This window comes from Cupriavidus numazuensis (assembly GCF_905397435.1).
Classification (GTDB): domain Bacteria; phylum Pseudomonadota; class Gammaproteobacteria; order Burkholderiales; family Burkholderiaceae; genus Cupriavidus; species Cupriavidus numazuensis.
In genome coordinates this window covers 37321-56264 of the sequence record NZ_CAJPVI010000043.1, presented here as the reverse complement: position 1 = coordinate 56264, position 18944 = coordinate 37321, and the positions used below count along the sequence as shown (strand labels likewise).

Sequence of the window (18944 nt, the reverse complement as noted above, 5' to 3'; positions counted from 1 at the left end):
GGAACTGCTCGCACAGGTAACGCGACCACAACCGCGCGCGGTCCGCGCGGGACGGATCGGGTTTCTGCCTCGTTTGCAGCCGCCCCCCGGAACGAGGTAAAGATTTCAGGGCTTGGCGGGCACCACCAGCGGGGCGCCCTTCCTGACGACATAGGTCGCCAGTTCGGATGCCTGCCCGCTGCCCACATTGCGCGCGGAATGTGCCGTCCCCGCCGGGATGAACAGCGATTCGCCGGCCTTCAGCGTGACAGGCGGCTGATCGCCAAGCTGGTATTCCAGCGATCCCTGCAGGACATGGGCGATCTCCTCGCCAGGGTGCGTGTGCTTCGGCGCAAAGGCGCCCGGATCAAAATCCACCCGGACCTGGATGCCTTCGATGCCCGGCGCGCTGAGTGCGTGCTGGACGAGATCGGTGCGGTGGATATCGGCTGCTTGCGCCGGCACGGCCTGCATGATCGCGCCCATGCCGGCGACCAGGACGGCAGCCATGATTCGAATCGACTTCATGTGGAGACTCCTTCGTTACGGTTAGCCAGAGGAGTCTCCATTTCAGTAGGTCGACGTATCGGTGATGTATTGGGGGGAAGGGGAAGTGTTTCGGCATGTATTCCCCTGGCGTGGTAATACATGCCGGTACAAAGGTCGAAGAAGGGTTCTTCGCCGAAATGCGGGTGGGGGTATGGTTTTTGGCGGGCGCTGCTGTTTCGTCGGGGTAGCCAGCGGGGGCTTGTCGTTCGGGCGGGGTTATCGCTCTTTGCTGGCGCTGCTGTTTCGCCGGCGTAGCCGGCGAGTCACTTTTGTCCGAGCGACAAAAGTAACCAAAAACGCGTTTTGGTTGCCCCAAAGGGGCGAATTTTTATCGTAGTGTGCTGAGGGTGTTGTACGGGTATGGGCTTCAGAGTGGATTACGCTGCCTGCCGCGTGGGGCACCACCGTGGCCGGGAATACAGCGCTGATTGGACGAGCCCTGCAAGCGTCTGTGGCCCCTGCTGCTACCGATATCGTGTAATCGCCTTCGGCTGCGCTCCGCGCAGAGCCCTAGTCTGAGGTCGCCAGCCCAGGGCAACCCACGCCTCGGTAACGAGGCCCGCGCATTGCATGCGCCATGTGGAGAGAGGGAGAAGAAATACAGACCTCGGGCGCCAGCGACGTTGATGAGATCGCACCCAGACGACGACGCGCGCGCAGCGCAGCCGAAGGCGTCCCACCGCTCATCTGATTGGAACGCTGTACCCGAGTCCGTCTTGGGGATTGTCCAAAAGCCGTGCCGCGTGAGGCACAGGTTCTGACTCACATGGCGTAGCAGGGTCGAACGGCCGACCACCATCGCAGGCGTCCAAAGCCGTTTGAACCACTGTCGCCGTGGAATTGATGGCCAGCGGCAACGACGCGCTTTTTGGTTACTTTTTGTCGCTCGGACAAAAAGTGACTCGCCGGCTACGCCGGCGAAACCGCGGCGCCCGCCAAGAACGACACGCCCAATACCAACCACACATCCGTACATCTGGCCCGAGCACGACGGACGGCGATGCCGAAGAAGAGGCCAAGCGTGTGAACTGTCTCGCAGGTGGCGCCGATGCCACGCAGCTTGAACGATCCGGACGGCTGCAGCGATTCCAGCTTGAGCCAGACAGTACGTCCGGCCGCTGCGCTCAGCGATGGCGAGGCCAGCAGAGGGGTCTCGATGCCATCACGCGATCTCGACAACCACCTTGGCGCGCGCGGTGCCTGCGGTGACGAGTTCGTATGCCTGCTCCGCCTGCGCCAGCGTGAAGCGGCGCGGATCGACCACCGGCCGCAACAGCCCGCTTTCCACCAGCCGCGTGGCCTCGCTCATTATCTCGCCGTGATGGGCGCGCAGCTTGCCGGTGAGCAGCGGATACAGTGTGAACACGCCGGAGTAGGTGGCTTCGCGGAATGACAGCGGGGCCAGCGCATGCGTTCCCCAGCCGAGCGCGCTCACCACGTGGCCGAAGTGCTTCACCGCAGTGAACGAGGCATCCAGGGTCGGGCCGCCGACCGTGTCGACGACCAGCTCGAAGCCTTCACTCTGCGTGTGCGCGGCGACGTACGCTTCGACAGGCTGCGCGCGGTAGTCAATGGGCGTTGCGCCGAGCTCGCGCACCAGGTCAAGATCCTTCTCACTGGCCGTGGCAAACACTGTGGCGCCCAGCGCGCGTGCCAGTTGCACCGCGATATGGCCCACGCCGCCAGCGCCGCCTTGCACGAGCACGGTCTGGCCGGTCCGCAGATGCGCCCGATCGACGATACCGGCATAGGCCGTGATGAAAGCCAGCGGCAGGGCAGCGGCCTCGCGCATCGACAGATTCGAGGGCTTGCGGGCCAGGAGGTCTGCGTCGACGGCAGCATACTGCGCGAGCGAACCCTGCAGGCCGCCCACGCCGCCGGTCATGCCGTAGACTTCATCGCCAGGGTGAAAAGCGGTAACGCCTGCACCGACTGCTTCCACCGTGCCGGCCATGTCAATGCCAAGCACGAGTGGTAGTGGATGCCGCGCATGCGCGGCGGCGCCCGCCCGGATCTTGGTGTCGAGCGGATTGAGGCCGCTCGCAGCGATGCGTACCAGTACCTGCCCAGGGCCAGGGGTGGGCCGGGGCAGTGTGGTTGGTTCGAGGGGGCCGTTGTAGTGGTTCAGCACCAGGGCCTGCATGGACATCGTCATCTCCTGTGTTTCCATTCGGTCGTCACGCCTGGCAATCTTGCATTCCGCGTGTCGTTGGACTCATGATGGTTCATGCGGAATCGCATGGAAATTAATAATCCTGAATGGTGGCTAGTCATAAATGCATGACCGTGGACTCGAATGGAGCGATGTGCGCATCTTCCTTGCCATCGCACGGGCCGGGACGCTCGGCGGCGCGGCCCGGGTGATCGGCCAGACACAACCGACCATGGGCCGGCGCCTGAGGGCGCTGGAGGAGGCGGTCGGGCAGGCCTTGTTCCACCGCACCAGTGATGGCTTGGTGCTGACCGACGAAGGCAGCGCCGTGCTGGTCTACGCCGAGCGCATGGAGGAGGAGGCACTCGGCCTCTCCCGAGCGCTGGCAGGACAGGGCAACACACTGACAGGCTCGTTGCGTGTCACGTCGTCCGACTGGTTCGGCATGCATGTGCTGACCCCGGTCTTTGCCCGTTTCCTCAGGCAGCATCCGGATGTGTCGCTGGAACTGGTGACGGATTCCCGCCAATACAGTCTGGCGCGCCGCGAAGCCGACCTGGCGTTTCGCATCACGCCGTTCGAGGAACCCGACGTCATCCAGCGCAAGCTGATGCACATGAACTACGCGCTGTACGGGCACCGGGATCTCGTGGCGCCTCGCGCCGGCGATGGCGAGGGTGTAGCGCTCATCAGCATGGATACCGCTTTCGGCACGCTGCCCGACGTGGCATGGGTCGGGCGATTGCTGCCCAGGGCACGCATCGTTTATCGCAGTAACAACCGTGGCGTACAGGCGCGCATGTGCGCCGAGGGCGGTGGCTTCGCAGTGCTGCCGTGTGCGCTGGGCGATGCCACGCCGGACCTTCGGCGCATCGATCTGGGCGAAGCGCCGCCGGGGCGCGATGTCTGGTTTGGCCTTCACCGCGACCTGCGCCGGCTGGCACGCTTGCGGGCGTTAGTGGACCTGACGGTGGCGTGCCTGGGAGAGCGATAGGTGCGCCGCGCGCGCTCCGTCAGACGGCATCGCGCATCGTGGTTCGCAATGATCGCTGCTGGCGCCGATACGCGCCTGGCCCCACACCGAATTGTCCGCTGAAGGCGCGCCCGAACGCAGCCTGCGAGGCGTAGCCGCACCGCTCGGCGACGGCGGCGGCCGAGAGGTTGTCCTGCTGCAGCAGGCGCGCCGCGCGCTCCATGCGTAGCGTCGTCACGAGTTCCAGCGGTGTAATGCCGCCCAGTTGTGTGAAGCGCCGCGCGAGCGTAGCGCGAGAGACGTTGGCGGACTGCGCCAGGCTTTCGATCGTCCACGGCCTTTCCGGTGCGCCCACGACGGCATCCACCGCCTTCGCCATGCGCGTGTCAGCCAGCAGGGCGAGCACCCCCCGTGTCACCGTACCGCGCGAGATCAGCGTGCGCAGCAGCACCGTAAAGAGCGCGGTCGACAGGTCGGCAATGATGGCCGCACCGCCCGGCCGAGGCGTTTCGGCTTCCGCATGCATCATGCCGATCAGCCCGCGCAGCCAGCCAGCGTCATGCCCGGCCTCGCCGGAGGATGGCCCGGCCGTAGGCACGCACAGCATCTCCGGCAGTGCGCGCAGCAGGATTCCGGCGCCGCCGCCCAGAACGAAGGTGCCGCAGAGAATGTCGAGTGGCGCGTCGGCCCCCGGCACGGTGATTTCCGTGACCACGCCGTTGAAGCGCTGCGATGCCGTTCCGCGCGGCGGCCCGCTTCGCCTGGTGCGTTGCGCGCTGGCCAGCGTGTGCGCAGCGCCGCGCGGAAAGAGCAGGACATCGCCTGCGCTCACCGGCAAGACGTCCTTGCCGATTGTCACGTTGGCACGCCCGTCGAGGATCACGTGATATGGCATGTGGCCCGCCGGCGCCTGCGCGTTATGCGCGGACCACGCGCCGGCCACGCGGCAATGCAGGTCCACCGTGCCGGATGGCGACAGCAGCCGCACCAGTTCGCTGAGACTGTCCATGGGGTCTCCCTCGTGGATGAGACGATAGAGCAAAAACGTGAGCGGATTCTAGCTCTTTCGAATCTTCCAGGGGCCTACCATGAAGTCAAGGGAAGCAGTGCTTGCCTTCACTGACAGGAAACCGGAGAACCATCATGACCACTCGTCTGCATACCATCCCCGTCCAGGACGCCACCGGCCAGACCGCCGAGCTGTTCGGCGCCATCCGCAAGGCAATCGGCAAGGTGCCGAATGCTTATGCGACCATCGGCAGCAATGCCCCTGCTGTGCTTGCCAATGCGCTGCAGACAGGGCAGATCTTGAAGAATGGCGCTCTGTCGGCGCGTGAGTTGGAGGCGATTAACCTGGCCGTCAGCGAGCACACCGGCTGTGACTATTGCGTGGCTGCACACACGCTCATGGGCAAGCTGGCAGGATACAGCGGGCAGCAGATGCGCCAGTTGCGGGAGGGAAGCTACCCCGATGACGTGAAGATCGATGCGCTGGTGCGCTTCGTGCTGGAACTCGTTGGTACCCGTGGTACGGTGCCGGCGGAGAGCGTGCAGGCGGTGCGCGCCGCCGGCTACACGGATGGCCAGATCGTCGAGGTCATCCAGGCCATGAGTGCCATCCTGTTCACCAACATGGTCAACCGTGTGAACGACACGACGCTGGATTTCCCGGCGGTGGCCTGACACGCTCTCCCGGCGGGCGCCTTGAATGGGCAGCGCCGCCGGGGGGCGAGGCCGGCCCGAGTCCGGACATACCCGTCCAGCGGGTCAGGTATCTCTGGCACGAACAGGGTTTCGGGATTCTTCTGTTTCGCTTGAAGATCATTCAAGCGCCAGCCCAATTCTCAATCGGTGCAGCGGCAACCAGAATGGATACCAACTTGACCGATACGGGTACGCCGCCATGCAACTGGACCACGCCACCATCGTCAGCGAGGATCTCGCGACCGTTCGCCAGTTCCTTATTGAAGTCGCTGGCCTGCAGGAGGGCCCTCGCCCGCCTTTTCGCTTCGAAGGTTACTGGCTGTACCTCGACGGTCGTCCCGTCGTTCATCTCGCTCCGGCTACGCGCGAGGGCATCGATGGCCTGGCGTTGAATCGTATCGACCACATCGCGTTCCGCATCGGCAGTCGAGGCGAATGGGCCGCGCTTCTGGCCCGCCTCGATGCGAGGAAGATCTCCCATCACGTGTCCAGCTTGCCACCGCTGCAAGACGTGCAGTTGTTTGTTTCCATCGCGCCTGGCGTCGGCGTGGAGTTCGTCACGGCGCTCGCCAATGTTGTTGGCCAGACAACTACCTAGCACCCGGCCACCGTATTTCCGTTCCACCCAGGGAGCCCATCATGACCACCCCATCGCTTGCCCGTCACTTCGTCCATGCCACGCTCGCTGCAATCGGTGCAGCCATGTTCTCGGCAGCGCTGCCTGCCATTGCCGCTGACGATGAACTTGCGCAACCAGAGACGCTGATCGTCGACAAGACGCTGCCAGCGCAGCAACTTCAGGCGCAGATCCTGGCTGCCCGGACCTACGCGACATTCTGGAGCACGGGCGACGAGGCACAGGCGCGCCGGGCGCTCGCTCCGGACTTTGCGGATCGCACACTGCCAGCGGGCCGGCCACAAGGCATTGCCGGTCCGCTTGCGGCTTCGCAGGGATTTCATGCGGCAGTGCCTGACGTGCATGCTTCCGTCGAGCAGATGATCGTGACCGGCGACCGCGTCATTTCCCATCTGCGCTTTACCGGCCATTTCACCGGCAGGTTCAACGACGTGCAAGGCAAGGGCCAGCCGGTCGACTTCATCGCCACTGACATCTATCGTGTCAGGAACGGGCAAATCACCGATAACTGGCATCTCGAGGACAACTTCACGTTCCTGCAGCAACTGGGGGTAGTGGCAAAGTAAGCAGGCGGAAACCGGGATACAGCCCGGATGAAGGACCACGAAGGAGTTGCATCATGAATTTCAATGGCATGAAGGTCTTGATCGTCGGTGGCAGTTCGGGCATTGGCGCCGCCACGGCCAGCGCGTTTGCGCTGCAGGGCGCGCACGTGACGATCGCATCCCGCAATCAGGCGAAGCTTGAGGCGGCCGCCCGCAAGCTGGGTGAAAACGTCAGGACGGCCACCATGGACACTACCGACGATGCCAGCGTCCAGGCATTCTTCGATACCGCCGAAGCATTCGACCACGTCATTGTGTCGGCGGCGCACACGCCGACCGGGTCGGTACGCGGTCTCGAACTGGCCGACGCCTATCGCGCAATGGATAGCAAGTTCTGGGGCGCCTATCGCGTAGCGCGCGCCGCGCGGATCCGCGAGGGCGGTTCCCTCACGCTGGTATCGGGATTTCTTGCCGTGCGTCCCAGCCAGACGTCCGTGCTGCAGGGCGCGATCAACGCCGCGCTCGAATCGCTTGGCCGGGGTCTGGCGCTGGAACTCTCGCCGGTTCGCGTCAATACGGTGTCTCCGGGCCTGATCGCTACGGAACTGTGGTCGAAGCTTGATGAAGCCGCGCGGGAGAAGATGTTTGAAGCCGCCGCGGCACGGCTGCCGGCGCGCCGGGTGGGGCGGCCAGAAGACGTTGCCAACGCGATCCTCTATCTTGCATCGACCCCGTATGCCACTGGATCAACGGTACTCGTTGACGGAGGCGGGGCGATCGCATAAAGCCTGCCTGCAAGACCTGCCCCCAACGCGTGCCAGCGGCCATGACGGACAACCTTGGCGATATCCGGCTCTTCGTCGAAGCGGCAAATCTCGGCAGTCTTTCGGCAGCGGGCCGCAAGCTCGGCCTGTCGCCGGCTGCGGCCAGCGCCCGGCTCGTCAAGCTCGAGTCTGCGCTGCGCACGCAATTGTTCGAGCGTACGACGCGCAAGTTGCGGCTGACCAATGAGGGCCGGATCTACCTTGCCCATTGCCAGCACGCACTCCAGACGCTTGAAGATGCGCATGCCATGCTTCATGCAGGCCACACACAGGTGAGCGGACGCCTGCGCGTTTCCGCAACGTCGGACTTCGGGCGCAGTATGCTGAGGCGCTGGCTGGACGAATTCAATGAAGAGCATCCGAACGTCAGCATCGCGCTGGTCTTGTCCGACTCGATCCAGCATCTGCTCCACGACGATATCGACATCGCGATCCGGTTTGGCGTGCCTGCCGACAGCACGATGATCGCGAAACGCCTTGCCGATAACCGGCGTGCACTGTGTGCGTCGCCTCGATATATACAGAAGTTCGGTGTTCCCGTTCATCCCGACGACCTGTCGGAACACAGGTTCATACTGCTGTCGTCGGCGTCGGGCGTCGCCAACGATTGGCACTTCACTCGCGACGGGGAAACCGTGCAATTTTCCGCGCCGGTTGCGAGCTCCCGCGAGACGAACGACGGTGCACTGGCAAGGGAATGGGCTGTGGAAGGACGCGGCATTGCCATGAAGTCGATCTGGGATATCGCGGCCGATCTGCGCGATGGGCGGCTCGAACTGCTGCTGCCGGAATGGCGTTGTCCGGACTTGCCCATGAATGCCCTCTTTCAACGCAATCGATACATGGCGCCGCGTGTGCGTGTGCTGCTCGATTTTCTGGGAGAGCGCATAGCGCTGGCTTCTGCAGAACTCGAGAAGTTTTTCCGCTAGCCGGGCAGTACACGTTCGCTGCTGGCTGCATCTACGCTGCTGCGGCTGCCCGGCGCTTGCCTATGCGAACGTGACTCCGGGACGCCTCCATGGCATTCATTTTTGTTTGCGCGCCATGCAATAACGTAAATTTACAGGCAGGCGTGCATGAACAATCATGATCCGTGCGACCGGCAGTCCAACCCGGCACGGATGTCACGTCAGGTGAACGGTGCTCAGGTCGCCCTTGAGTGTGTTCATGTAGTGAAGGAAGGAGACCTTGTCATCAAAACGAAGGTTGATCACCGCCTGGCGGTAAAACTCGTGGATCTTCGGCTGCAGTTCTTCCCAGAACTGCCTTCCCTTGCTGGTCAGGACCACGCGTCGTGCGCGGCGGTCTTCATCGCTGGTCACGCGCGAGACGTGTTCCTCGCGCTCGAGCCGCTTTAGCACGCCATCGAGGTTCTGGCGGCTCACCACCAGATACTCGGCCAGTTCGGAGAAGGACATGCCGTGCGTGGCCTTCGGCCGCGACAGTGCTCCCATCACGGCCCACTGCACACCACTGATCCCCAGTTCGTTGGCGGTCTGGCGATGCAGGATGTTGCCCACCTGAAAAAGTCGGAAGAACAGCCGGTTGGTGACATCCAGTCCGGACTGGTCAGGACGCTCTTCTGCGCTTGCGGATTTCATCTGCTTCCCTTTGCTTCGAATCTTGTTGGCTTCCATGAGGCATGAATCGACTGGACGCCAGATGATACCTTGCCGTCGCCGCTGCGCCGCCCTGACCAGGGGCCGCAGCTTTTTTATTGTGCTTTAACATCAATGTGTTGACATAGATTCCGCGCCTAGCACTGGATTTGATAGGCAAATTTAAGTGGCTTCTCAAAATATTTATATCAAGATCTTGTCATATATGGGGTTGAGCGCCTAGACTTCCGATCACCACAACACACGGTCTTGGAGGCAAACAAACCATGGATCAGTACCCACGCCTGATGGCTCCCCTCAGCGTTGCAGGCATCACCCTCAGGAACCGCATCGTGATGGGCGCGATGCACACCCGGCTGGAAACCCTGGACAGGCCGCATGAAAGGCTGGCCGCGTTCTACGGCGCACGCGCCAGGGGCGAAGCCGGCCTGATTCTGACCGGCGGGTATGCGCCCAATCCCGCGGGGGTTTTCGAACCTGGCGCGCCGCTGCTATGCGAACGCAGTCAATTGGCGGAGCACCGTGCGATCACGGGGGCGGTGCATGCAGCAGGCGGGCACATCGCGCTGCAGATCGTTCATGCAGGTCGCTACGCCAAGCACCCTCTTTGCGTGGGGCCGTCTGCCGAGCGGGCCCGGATCAACCCGATTGCGCCACGCGAGCTCACGACGGAGGAGGTCTGGCAAACCATTGAGGACTTTGCCAATACCGCGGAGCTTGCGTGGGAGGGTGGCTACGACGGCGTCGAGATCATGGGGTCGGAGGGGTACCTCATCAATCAGTTCACGGCGCCGTTCACGAATCAACGAACCGATGAGTTCGGCGGCAGCTTCGAGGCGCGCATCCGCTTTCCGCTGGAAGTCCTGAAGGCCATTCGCCGTCGTGTAGTGGACCGCTTTCTGGTGGTCTACCGGATTTCCGCCGTTGACCTGATCGAGGGCGGGATGACCGGCGCGGAGGTGGCCGAGCTGGCGCGGCGCGTGGAGGCCGACGGCGCGGACATCATCAATACCGGGGTGGGCTGGCACGAGTCGGCGGTGCCGACGATTGCCGCGTCCGTACCGCGCTCGGCGTGGGCGTATGCGATCGAGAATGTGAAGCGGGCAGTTGACATCCCCGTGATCGCATCGAACCGGATCAATACGCCGGACGGCGCCGAGGCGCTGCTGTCATCAGGCTGTGCCGATATGGTTTCCATGGCAAGGCCATTGCTCGCGGACCCCGATTTTGCCAGGAAGACCCGCGTTGGAAAGGCGGCCGAGATCAATACCTGCATCGCTTGCAACCAGGCCTGCCTGGACCGCATCTTCACAGATCGCACCGCCACCTGCCTGGTGAATCCGCGCGCAGGCAGAGAGATCGAGTTCATGCCAAAGCCACCCGAAGGGACAAAGCGGATCGCGGTGGTCGGTGGTGGGCCTGCTGGCATGTCGTTTGCCATCAATGCAAGCGAGCGCGGTCATCGGGTCACGCTGTTCGAAGCCGGCAATGAACTCGGCGGTCAGCTCAACATGGCGCGCGTCGTGCCGGGCAAGAATGAATTCAACGAGATGCTCCGGTATTTCCGTACCAGGCTCGACGGCCTTGGTGTGACGGTACATCTGGGACGCTTCGTGAAAGCCGGCGAACTGCTGGAAGCTGGATTCGACGCAATCGTGATTGCGACGGGCGTTCGTCCGCGCTCACCTGGCTTTCCAGGAGTGGATCATCCCAAGGTTCTTTCATACGTCGATGTGCTCGCCCGCGGCGCTGCCGTCGGGCAGCGGGTGGCCATCATCGGCGCAGGCGGTATCGGCTTCGATGTGGCCGAGTTCCTGCTCGGCGATGCGGAAGAGTCACTGGATCCCGCCAGTTTCCTTGCTACATGGGGTGTCGATCCGTCGCTGTCCACGTCAGGCGGCCTGAGCGAATCGGCCGAAACTGTTGCCCCCGCCCATGCGCGCAGGGAGGTACACATGTTCCAGCGCAAGCCCGAAGCACTGGGCAAGCGCCTGGGCAAGTCGACCGGCTGGATTCTCAAGTCCAGGCTGAAGCGGGCCAACGTTGCGATGGCGAGCGGAGCGGTCTACGAACGCGTGGACGATGACGGCCTGCACTACACGATCGACGGCAAGACGCACGTTCTGCAGGTCGACAACGTCATCCTCTGCGCCGGCCAGGAGTCCGAACGCGGGCTCTACGAAGCGCTTCGGTCGAGTGGTGCAAATGTCCACGTAATCGGAGGTGCCGATGTGGCCAGCGAGCTGGATGCGCTGCGCGCGATTGATCAGGCAACGCGGCTCGCCATGACCGTATGAAGGCGCGTGGCCCTATCGGGCCGCAAGAACAGCCATACCACCGAGATGCAGGACTTCCTGGAGACACTTCATGGTGACAAAATTTGATCGGGAGCTCGATCAGCGCGCGGCAAACTACCAGCCGCTGACGCCGCTCCATTTCCTGAATCGGGCCGAGGATGTATACCCGCATCGGATCGCCATTATCCATGGCGACCGCTCATACACGTGGAAGGAATATGCCGGACGCTGCAGCAAGCTGGCTGGCGCGTTGATCGATCACGGCATCGAACGTGGCGATACGGTTGCCATCCTGGCGCCCAACACGCCAGCCATGCTCGAAGCGCAGTTTGGTGTGCCGATGGCAGGCGCCGTGCTGAACTGCATCAACATTCGCCTTGATGCCGCGGCCGTCGGCTTCATTCTCCGGCATTCCGAGACCCGCCTGCTGTTTGTCGATCAACAGTTCGCCGAGGTTGCGCGCGCGGCCATCGCCGTGCTTGGCGAGCCGATCACCGTTGTGGATATCACGGACCCTGAGGTGGCGGGCAGCCGGCCGGTTGGGCGTATCGAGTATGAGTCGTTCCTCGCCGGCGCGCCGGACACGCCGGATATTCGCCTGCCCCTGAGCGAATGGGACGCGATTGCGCTCAACTACACGTCGGGAACCACCGGCAATCCGAAGGGTGTCGTGTATCACCACCGGGGCGCATATCTCAATGCGCTGGGGCAGCTTGTCAATGCCGAGCTGAGCGGCGACGTACCGGTCTACCTGTGGACCTTGCCGCTGTTCCACTGCAATGGCTGGTGCTATGCCTGGGCGCTCGCCGCGGTCGGCGCGACACAGATCTGTCTGCGCAAGGTGAGCGGAGCCGCAATCTATGACGCGATAGCCAACCACGACGTCACGCATTTCTGCTGCGCCCCGACAGTGCTTTCCTTCCTGATCGAGAGTGTGCCGCCGTCGTGGGTGCCACCGGCCAGGCCGATCCGTGTGCTGTCGGGCGGGGCGTCACCGCCGCCGGCGGTCTTCCGCAGGCTGATCGAGCTCGGCTTCCGCGTGCAGCATGTCTATGGCATGACCGAGATGCACGGGGTTGCCACGATCTGCCAAAGCCAGGAGGCATGGCAGGCGCTGCCGGAAGAAGAGCATCTGGTTCACCTTACCCGACAAGGAGTCAGAACTGTCGTCATGAACGAAATGATGGTGGCGGATCCCAATACGCTATCGCCGGTTTCGCGGGATGGCAGTTCGATGGGGGAAATCCTGCTCAGGGGCAACCTGGCGATGAAAGGCTATTTCAAGAATCCCTCTGCAACGGAGGAGGCGTTCGCAGGTGGGTGGTACCACACCGGAGATCTCGCCGTGGTTCATGCCGACGGATATATCGAAATCAAGGATCGCTCAAAGGACATCATCATCTCGGGGGGAGAAAACATTTCCTCGGTCGAGGTCGAGGACGTCCTTTACGAGCATCCGGCCGTAGCAGGCGCGGCTGTAGTTGCGGTGCCGGATCCACGTTGGGGAGAGGTGCCATGCGCCATCGTCGAACTCAAGGCGGATATGGCGGGTGACATCAATGCCAGTGAAATCATCAGCTTCTGTCGCGCCAGACTACCTGGCTTCAAGGCGCCGCAGCACGTGATCTTTGACAGTCTGGCGAGAACCGCGACGGGAAAACTTCAGAAATTCAAGCTACGCGAGTCCGCGTTACAGCACCTGGTGGGCAACGGTGCGATCGGGCCCGATTCAGGTACGACGGAGTAAGGGAATGCGAGATCTCGACAACAAGGTGGTGGTGGTTACAGGCGCGGCTGGCGGAATCGGTACTGCAATTTGTCGGCGCTTCGTCGATGCCGGCGCCAGGGTGGTAGCGGTAGACAAGGATGAGGATGCGCTGCAACGGCTTGCCGAGGCACTCCGGCCCTTCAATGCCCAACTGGCATTGCTCCCGCTCGATATTACCAACCACGAGCACGTCGTCAGCCGGATCGGTTCGATCGCGGAGCGCCTGGGCGGTATCGATGCTCTGGTCAACAATGCGGGATGGGATCTGCCGGTGCAATTCCTGGAAAGTTCGCCGGAATTCTGGAACAAGGTCATCGCCATCAATCTGGTCGGTCCTTTGAACCTGCACCATGCCGTGCTGCCGCACATGATATCGAGAGGCGGGGGCATGGTGGTCAATATCGCCTCGGATGCCGGCCGCGTGGGATCTTCGGGGGAGGCCGTCTATTCCGCATGCAAGGGCGGGATCATCGCTTTCACGAAGACGATTGCCCGGGAATGTGCCAATCACAATATCCGTGTCAATACGGTCTGTCCGGGGCCCACGGACACCGCGCTTCTGCAGTCATTTGGCGGCGATGGCGAATATGGGAAGAAGCTCTATGAAGGGCTGAAGCGCGCGATCCCATTGAAGCGTCTGGGCAAGCCGGAAGACGTTGCCGGAATCGTCGTCTTTCTCTCCAGCCCGGAAGCCGGGTTCATCACTGGCCAGACCATTAGCGTATCTGGCGGTCTCACCATGCACGGCTAAGCACCATGACGAAATACACCGACATTTTGTTCGACAGGAAGGACGGCGTTGCACGCATCACGATCAATCGTCCCGAGCGTTATAACGCATTCCGGGGGCATACCTGCGAGGAGTTGATCGATGCGTTCAACACGGCGGGATGGGATCCTTCCATTGGCGTGATTGTCCTGACCGGCGCGGGAGACAAGGCCTTCTGTACGGGCGGAGATCAATCGGCACATGACGGCAAGTATGACGGCAGGGGCGTGGTGGGGTTGCCCGTGGAGGAGTTGCAGGGCGTGATCCGCGAAGTACCGAAGCCCGTCATTGCGCGTGTCAATGGCTATGCAATCGGCGGCGGCAACGTACTGGTGACGTGCTGCGATCTTGCCATCGCATCGGACACCGCAATCTTCGGGCAAGTGGGGCCGAAGGTCGGTTCGGTCGACCCGGGCTTCGGCACGGCCTTCCTGTCGAGAGTCGTCGGAGAAAAAAAGGCGCGGGAGATCTGGTTCCTGTGTCGCCGCTACCCGGCAAAACAGGCGCTGGAGATGGGACTGGTGAACCGGGTGGTTGATCCTGCGGAACTCGATGCGGAGGTGGCTATCTGGTGCAACGAGATCCTGGGCATGAGCCCGACCGCGATTGCCATCGCCAAGCGATCCTTCAATGCCGATTCCGATTCGATCCGGGGCATTGGCGGGCTCGGCATGCAGGCCCTGGCGCTCTACTATCAGACCGCCGAATCGCGCGAGGGCGTGTCTGCATTCCTTGAGAAGCGCCGGCCGCAGTTCCGGGGCATCGTGAACGGCCACCAAGGCGACGCGTAAGCGGGGGAGGGAACCATGCCGATAAACCTGCACTACGACGATTATCTTGCTGTCATCACCATCGACAGGCAGGAAAGCCTCAATGCCCTGAGCCGTTCGCTCATACAGGAACTTGGACTGGCGATCGATGAGGTCGCGAAGTCGCCCGCCAGGGCGCTTGCCCTGGTCGGCGCGGGAAACAAGGTATTTTGTGCGGGCGCCGATGTCGAGGGCCTGCTTGACCGAGGTTTCTGGGCCGAGCGCGAAGGGATTCGACTGGGACAGGATACCTTCGCAAAGCTTGACCGCCTGCGTGTCCCTTCCATCGCGGTGCTGCACGGCTATGCGCTCGGTGGTGGGCTGGAACTTGCCATGGCTTGTACTTTCCGGGTCGCGACCACAAGCGGAAAGTTTGGCCTGCCGGAGGTCAGGCTGGGTCTATTGCCTGGATACGGAGGCACGCAGAGACTTCCGCGGCTGGTCGGAGAGTCGTGTGCGCTGGAGTTGATCATGACAGGTCGAATGATCGATGCGCGCGAGGCCAGGGAAATCGGACTGGTCAATGACGTCGTGGAAGACGGCGATGCGGTTGCCATTGCAAAGGCCTTTGCCGATCGCTTCGTTCGTCATAGCCAATGCGCTTCCCTGCTGGCCCGGACTGCCGTGCAACGTGCCCTGGACCTGCCGCTGGCGGAGGGACTGCGTATGGAAGCGGACCTCATTGTGCAGGCATTCCAGACCGAGGATGCGCATGAGGGGATCCGCGCCTTTCTTGACAAACGGTCTGCTTGTTTCACGGATCGCTGAGCCCGGTCAGCCGCTCCACGCCCCACCAAGGCGATTTGGTAGTGTTCAGAGGGGTGCTTCGGCAGGGTAGTCTGTCGCAAGCACAACCCGCCCCTCGATTTCACTGGAACCGTCTCGGATCGTCCAGGAGGGGGCATCCAAGGGACGCGTCTGCCAAGCTCCGGTCAGTCCCCGCGCGCACCATGTTCACGCAGGGACTCCATCCAGCGGGTACGTGTCCTCTCGTTGGCAAAGGTGAGCCCATACAGGTTCTCGCGGATTGGCTTGATCCCGGCGAAACTCAGCATGCTTCGCTCGAAGCCGCGAACTCCGTATGCGCCGAAGTACCAGCGATACAGCGGCGCCGGCATTCCCATGGTCACGATGACGCGTGCCGAGCGGCCGGCGAGCAGTCGTCTGGGGAAACCTTTCTTCCCGTAGTCCATGGCAAAGCCGGGCCGGAAGATGTGTTCGAGAAAACCCTTGAACAGCGCCGGCATGGTTCCGTGCCACAGCGGAAACAGAAAGACCCAATGCTCCGCCCAGCGCATGTCTTCCCTTGGCTGCTCCAACGCAGGAGGCAATATGCCAGTCTCGAACTCAGCTTGCGTGCGAAGCAGCGGGAAGTCGAGCTTGGCCACCTCGACGCGCCGTACGACGTGTCCCGCCGTGGTCGCGCCTTGAGCGTAGGCGTCGGCCAGCGCATGCAGCAAGTGATGGCCCGATGGGTCTGGATGCCCCTGGATGATCACGATGCGCTTGGACATGCTGTGGGCTACCTTTACAGTTCAATTCGCGCGCTTGAGAGCAAATCGTAGGTGAGGCGAATATGTGCCTCCAGTGCGAGCGCAGCGCGCGCTTCCTGGCGCGCCACGGCGGCCTCAAAGATGGCCGCATGTTCCTCATGCACGTTCCGAGTGGTGGATTGGTTAGTCCCGAGGCGGATAGCAACGTGCCGGTAGCGTTCCCCGTGACGGTAAAGGAGCTTCAGCAGATATTGACTCCACGGCGAGCGGTGCGCCGCGATCAGGGCTTCATGAAAGTGCCGGTTGGCCTGCTCCCAGCCAGCCGGGTCCACCGAGGGGCCACGGGCTTCCCAGGCGCTGAGGTTGTCGAACGCTGCGCGCAACTGAGCTTCCCATTGCGTATCACCATAGCGAATGGACAGACGAAGCGCTTCAGTTTCCAGGCGCACCCGCGTGTCGGTGAGGTCCCGCAGGTCGTCGAGCGAGATTGTTGTGACCCGATATCCTCGCTGGCCTTCAACCGTCACAAGGGCATCGGATACCAGGAGCGCCAGGGCCTCTCGTAGCGTGCCGGCACCCACTTCATAGCGATCCTTGAGGTGTTCGACCCGCAGGCGCTCGCCGGGGCCGATTTGCCCTTGGACGATGTCATGGCGCAACTGGAGATAGGCGCGTTCGCACAGCGTGCGCGGTTCGAGGAGGTCAGGGGGCTGAGGATCGGCTGTGACGCTCGGTCGAGCGCCGCGGCGTTGGGTGGGAGTCATGCTTGGCTACCGTTGTCTTGTTGGCGTTTGAGGCGATAGGCCAGTTGCGGACGAGTCAGACCAAGTTGCCGTGCTGCGCCGGACAGGTTACCCCGCGCGCGCTCGACGGCAAGATCGAGAAGTTGGTTCTCCAGCGACTCCAGGCTGAGCCCGCTATCGAGAATGCGTGCACAGAGGGCCTGCTCGCTGTCCGGCCACACCGGTGCCAGTCGGCCTCTCGCGCTGACTGTGGCCTGTATCCCGGGCGGCTGGTGCGGAAAAAGATGTTCCAATTCGATAGTTCCACCTTGCGACGCCAGGATGACGCCGCGCTCAATCAGGTTCTCGAGTTCCCGCACGTTGCCGGGCCAGTCGTGGTGCAGGAGTGCCTGCATCGCGCGTTCACTAATTCCTGAAAGGCGCTTCTGATGGAGTGCGGTGAAGCGCGCCAGGAGGTGGTTTGCCAGTGGCTCGATATCGGTCGTCCGCTCGCGCAGTGGCGGAATGCAGATTGGATAGACGTTCAGTCGGTACAGAAGGTCACGCCGAAATCGTCCCTGTGATACCGCCGCCTCAAGATCGACATTCGTTGCTGTCACGAGGCGCACATTGACCTTGCGCGTGGTCTCCGCGCCGAGGCGCTCGATCTCGCCGTCCTGTAGTACGCGCAGCAGCTTGGCCTGCAAGGGCAGGGGCAGGTCGCCGACTTCATCGAGGAAGAGCGTGCCGCCGTCCGCCCGCTCGAAACGGCCGCTGCGGCTGACGTGCGCGCCGGTGTAGGCGCCGCGCTCGACGCCAAACAATTCTGCCTCGATCAGGTCAGCGGGCAACGCGGCGCAGTTGACAGCAATGAAGGGGCCGGCGGCGCGGGCAGATCCCTGGTGCAAGGCGCGCGCGAAGCGTTCCTTGCCCACGCCCGTTTCGCCGGTGAGCAACACGGTTACCTGTGTGGCGGCGGCGCGATTAAGCAATGTGTGGGCTTCCTGGAACGCGGGCGAGGTCCCGACAAGCATGCCGGCGGAAATGGCCGGCTCGCGCGCTGACTCGATGGTGGTCACCAGGGCCTGCACCTGCTCGTTGAGCGCGGCGATCGTGTCGAGAAGGGAATCGTCCTCGAAGTACTGGCGCTGTTCAGCGGCATCAGGCCATTCGTCGACAGGTCGGCCGACGATCTGGCAATGGTCCGCGCCGTAGGCCGCACAACACGTTTCCTTGAAGACGATGAGGCGGCCCATGAAGGCACTCGTGTAGCCACTGGCATATCCCAGCAGAACCCAACACGCAGGCGTTTCCGCGAGCCCGAAGGTTTGCCTGTGGGCATGGGCTTCCCATGAGTTGTCCCAGCGGAATTCGCCGGCGAACTGACCGGTGGCGGCATCGAAATCGAGTTGGACGGGTGTCACACAAGCAGCGCCTTCGAGCATGTGCAGTTGCGGCCCGACCAGGAAGGCGGCGTCGAGCGAGAGTGCGCCGCGCGTCGTGCGTGCAAACTCGGCGTCGCGCCGGCCAGAGGCGTATCCCATGCGCGTGAGCAGCCGGCGCGCGTGCACAGGCCCCACCGAATGGATCAGGTCCTGCCTCAGGCCGCTCAGTGCGGCGGTATGCAAGAGCAGCATGCGGCGTTCGCCCAGCCAGATGGCGCCGCTCTCGGGATCGAAGCGCAGGAGGTGCCGCAGGTCGGCATTCGGAGGGTAACTGAGTTTGGCTTCCACGACGTTCGGTCCCCGGCGTTAGATGGAGGGTGGAATCTCGATATTCTGGCCGATTGCACCGAACGAGGCAAGGACCCGGCCAGCGTCAATGCCGGCTTCGATTATTTGATGAAGTTGGCGGATCTTTGCGCGTTGATCATATCGTCAAATCGAACCCCGGAGGCGTCACACCTTGCTGGAGATCCCCGCGGAAAGATGAATCGGCGTCGAAAAATCTAATGGTTTTCCCTAAAAATATCGAGATTTAGCAGGGTGGCTCGGCTTGTTGGTACGGCTTCTGCAATACGTCCGGCGCGACTGCGCTGCAATGCCAGGCGGTCGCAGGCATCACAACAGCAAATGCGAAGGCTCGTCCGCTACCCCGGGCGACG

Annotated in this window: 19 protein-coding genes; 11 read left to right on the top strand and 8 right to left on the bottom strand. The window is 62.8% G+C overall.

Annotated elements, in window-relative coordinates; all coding sequences use genetic code 11:
* Positions 1-105: 105 nt before the first annotated feature.
* The 3 genes from KHO41_RS28720 to KHO41_RS28710 all read right to left on the bottom strand — a co-directional run bounded on the left by KHO41_RS28720 (position 106) and on the right by KHO41_RS28710 (position 2677).
* The gene (locus tag KHO41_RS28720; RefSeq protein WP_211956631.1) at positions 106-507 is read right to left on the bottom strand and encodes a cupin domain-containing protein; all 402 of its coding nucleotides are present in this window, start codon (positions 505-507) and stop codon (positions 106-108) included.
* A 930-nt stretch (positions 508-1437) separates the two neighbouring features.
* Entirely contained in the window at positions 1438-1707 is a 270-nt protein-coding gene (locus KHO41_RS41980; protein ID WP_376989846.1) for a pyridoxal-phosphate dependent enzyme, read from the bottom strand.
* A complete protein-coding gene (locus KHO41_RS28710) occupies positions 1691-2677 on the bottom strand; it encodes a zinc-dependent alcohol dehydrogenase family protein (protein ID WP_211956630.1) in 987 nt (328 codons plus the stop codon). The genes KHO41_RS41980 and KHO41_RS28710 overlap by 17 nt, the downstream gene beginning before the upstream one ends.
* 127 nt (positions 2678-2804) lie before the next feature.
* Here KHO41_RS28710 and KHO41_RS28705 point away from each other — a divergent pair, with 127 nt between their 5' ends.
* Entirely contained in the window at positions 2805-3674 is an 870-nt protein-coding gene (locus KHO41_RS28705) for a LysR family transcriptional regulator (protein ID WP_211956629.1), read from the top strand.
* A gap of 19 nt (positions 3675-3693) precedes the next feature.
* Here KHO41_RS28705 and KHO41_RS28700 read toward each other — a convergent pair whose 3' ends face one another.
* A complete protein-coding gene (locus KHO41_RS28700; RefSeq protein ID WP_211956628.1) occupies positions 3694-4662 on the bottom strand; it encodes an AraC family transcriptional regulator in 969 nt (322 codons plus the stop codon).
* 134 nt (positions 4663-4796) lie between these two features.
* Here KHO41_RS28700 and KHO41_RS28695 point away from each other — a divergent pair, with 134 nt between their 5' ends.
* The 5 genes from KHO41_RS28695 (at position 4797) to KHO41_RS28675 (ending at position 8292) form a co-directional block, all read left to right on the top strand.
* Complete coding sequence (locus KHO41_RS28695) at positions 4797-5336, top strand: carboxymuconolactone decarboxylase family protein (RefSeq protein ID WP_211956627.1); 540 nt, start codon at positions 4797-4799, stop codon at positions 5334-5336.
* A gap of 220 nt (positions 5337-5556) precedes the next feature.
* Positions 5557-5955, top strand: a complete 399-nt coding sequence (locus KHO41_RS28690) for a VOC family protein (protein ID WP_211956626.1) — start codon at positions 5557-5559, stop codon at positions 5953-5955.
* A gap of 41 nt (positions 5956-5996) precedes the next feature.
* Positions 5997-6560 carry an ester cyclase gene (locus tag KHO41_RS28685; RefSeq protein WP_211956625.1) on the top strand — a complete coding sequence of 188 codons (564 nt, stop codon included), beginning with the start codon at positions 5997-5999 and terminating at the stop codon, positions 6558-6560.
* Between the two features lie 53 nt (positions 6561-6613).
* A complete protein-coding gene (locus KHO41_RS28680) occupies positions 6614-7324 on the top strand; it encodes an SDR family oxidoreductase (protein ID WP_211956624.1) in 711 nt (236 codons plus the stop codon).
* Between the two features lie 41 nt (positions 7325-7365).
* Complete coding sequence (locus KHO41_RS28675) at positions 7366-8292, top strand: LysR family transcriptional regulator (protein WP_211956623.1); 927 nt, start codon at positions 7366-7368, stop codon at positions 8290-8292.
* Between the two features lie 195 nt (positions 8293-8487).
* On the opposite strand, the gene KHO41_RS28670 is transcribed toward KHO41_RS28675, so the two are convergent.
* On the bottom strand, positions 8488-8964 hold the full coding sequence (locus KHO41_RS28670; RefSeq protein WP_011295878.1) for a MarR family winged helix-turn-helix transcriptional regulator: 477 nt from the start codon (positions 8962-8964) through the stop codon (positions 8488-8490).
* 284 nt (positions 8965-9248) lie between these two features.
* Here KHO41_RS28670 and KHO41_RS28665 point away from each other — a divergent pair, with 284 nt between their 5' ends.
* The 5 genes from KHO41_RS28665 to KHO41_RS28645 all read left to right on the top strand — a co-directional run bounded on the left by KHO41_RS28665 (position 9249) and on the right by KHO41_RS28645 (position 15393).
* A complete protein-coding gene (locus KHO41_RS28665; RefSeq protein ID WP_211956622.1) occupies positions 9249-11279 on the top strand; it encodes an NADPH-dependent 2,4-dienoyl-CoA reductase in 2031 nt (676 codons plus the stop codon).
* Between the two features lie 70 nt (positions 11280-11349).
* Positions 11350-13026 carry an AMP-binding protein gene (locus KHO41_RS28660; protein WP_211956621.1) on the top strand — a complete coding sequence of 559 codons (1677 nt, stop codon included), beginning with the start codon at positions 11350-11352 and terminating at the stop codon, positions 13024-13026.
* Between the two features lie 4 nt (positions 13027-13030).
* Positions 13031-13798, top strand: coding sequence for an SDR family NAD(P)-dependent oxidoreductase (locus KHO41_RS28655; RefSeq protein ID WP_211956620.1), 768 nt, complete (start codon positions 13031-13033; stop codon positions 13796-13798).
* Between the two features lie 5 nt (positions 13799-13803).
* Entirely contained in the window at positions 13804-14607 is an 804-nt protein-coding gene (locus KHO41_RS28650) for an enoyl-CoA hydratase-related protein (RefSeq protein WP_211956619.1), read from the top strand.
* Positions 14608-14622: 15 nt separating this feature from the next.
* Positions 14623-15393 (top strand): enoyl-CoA hydratase/isomerase family protein, encoded by a 771-nt coding sequence (locus KHO41_RS28645; protein WP_211956618.1) that lies wholly within the window; start codon positions 14623-14625, stop codon positions 15391-15393.
* Positions 15394-15557: 164 nt separating this feature from the next.
* On the opposite strand, the gene KHO41_RS28640 is transcribed toward KHO41_RS28645, so the two are convergent.
* From KHO41_RS28640 to KHO41_RS28630, 3 genes are read right to left on the bottom strand one after another with little or no spacing between them, the layout of a single operon-like run.
* Entirely contained in the window at positions 15558-16139 is a 582-nt protein-coding gene (locus KHO41_RS28640; protein ID WP_211956617.1) for an NAD(P)H-dependent oxidoreductase, read from the bottom strand.
* A 14-nt stretch (positions 16140-16153) separates the two neighbouring features.
* Positions 16154-16882, bottom strand: coding sequence for a GntR family transcriptional regulator (locus tag KHO41_RS28635; protein ID WP_211956616.1), 729 nt, complete (start codon positions 16880-16882; stop codon positions 16154-16156).
* Positions 16879-18573, bottom strand: a complete 1695-nt coding sequence (locus KHO41_RS28630; RefSeq protein WP_211956615.1) for a sigma-54-dependent Fis family transcriptional regulator — start codon at positions 18571-18573, stop codon at positions 16879-16881. The genes KHO41_RS28635 and KHO41_RS28630 overlap by 4 nt, the downstream gene beginning before the upstream one ends.
* Positions 18574-18944 lie beyond the last annotated feature (371 nt).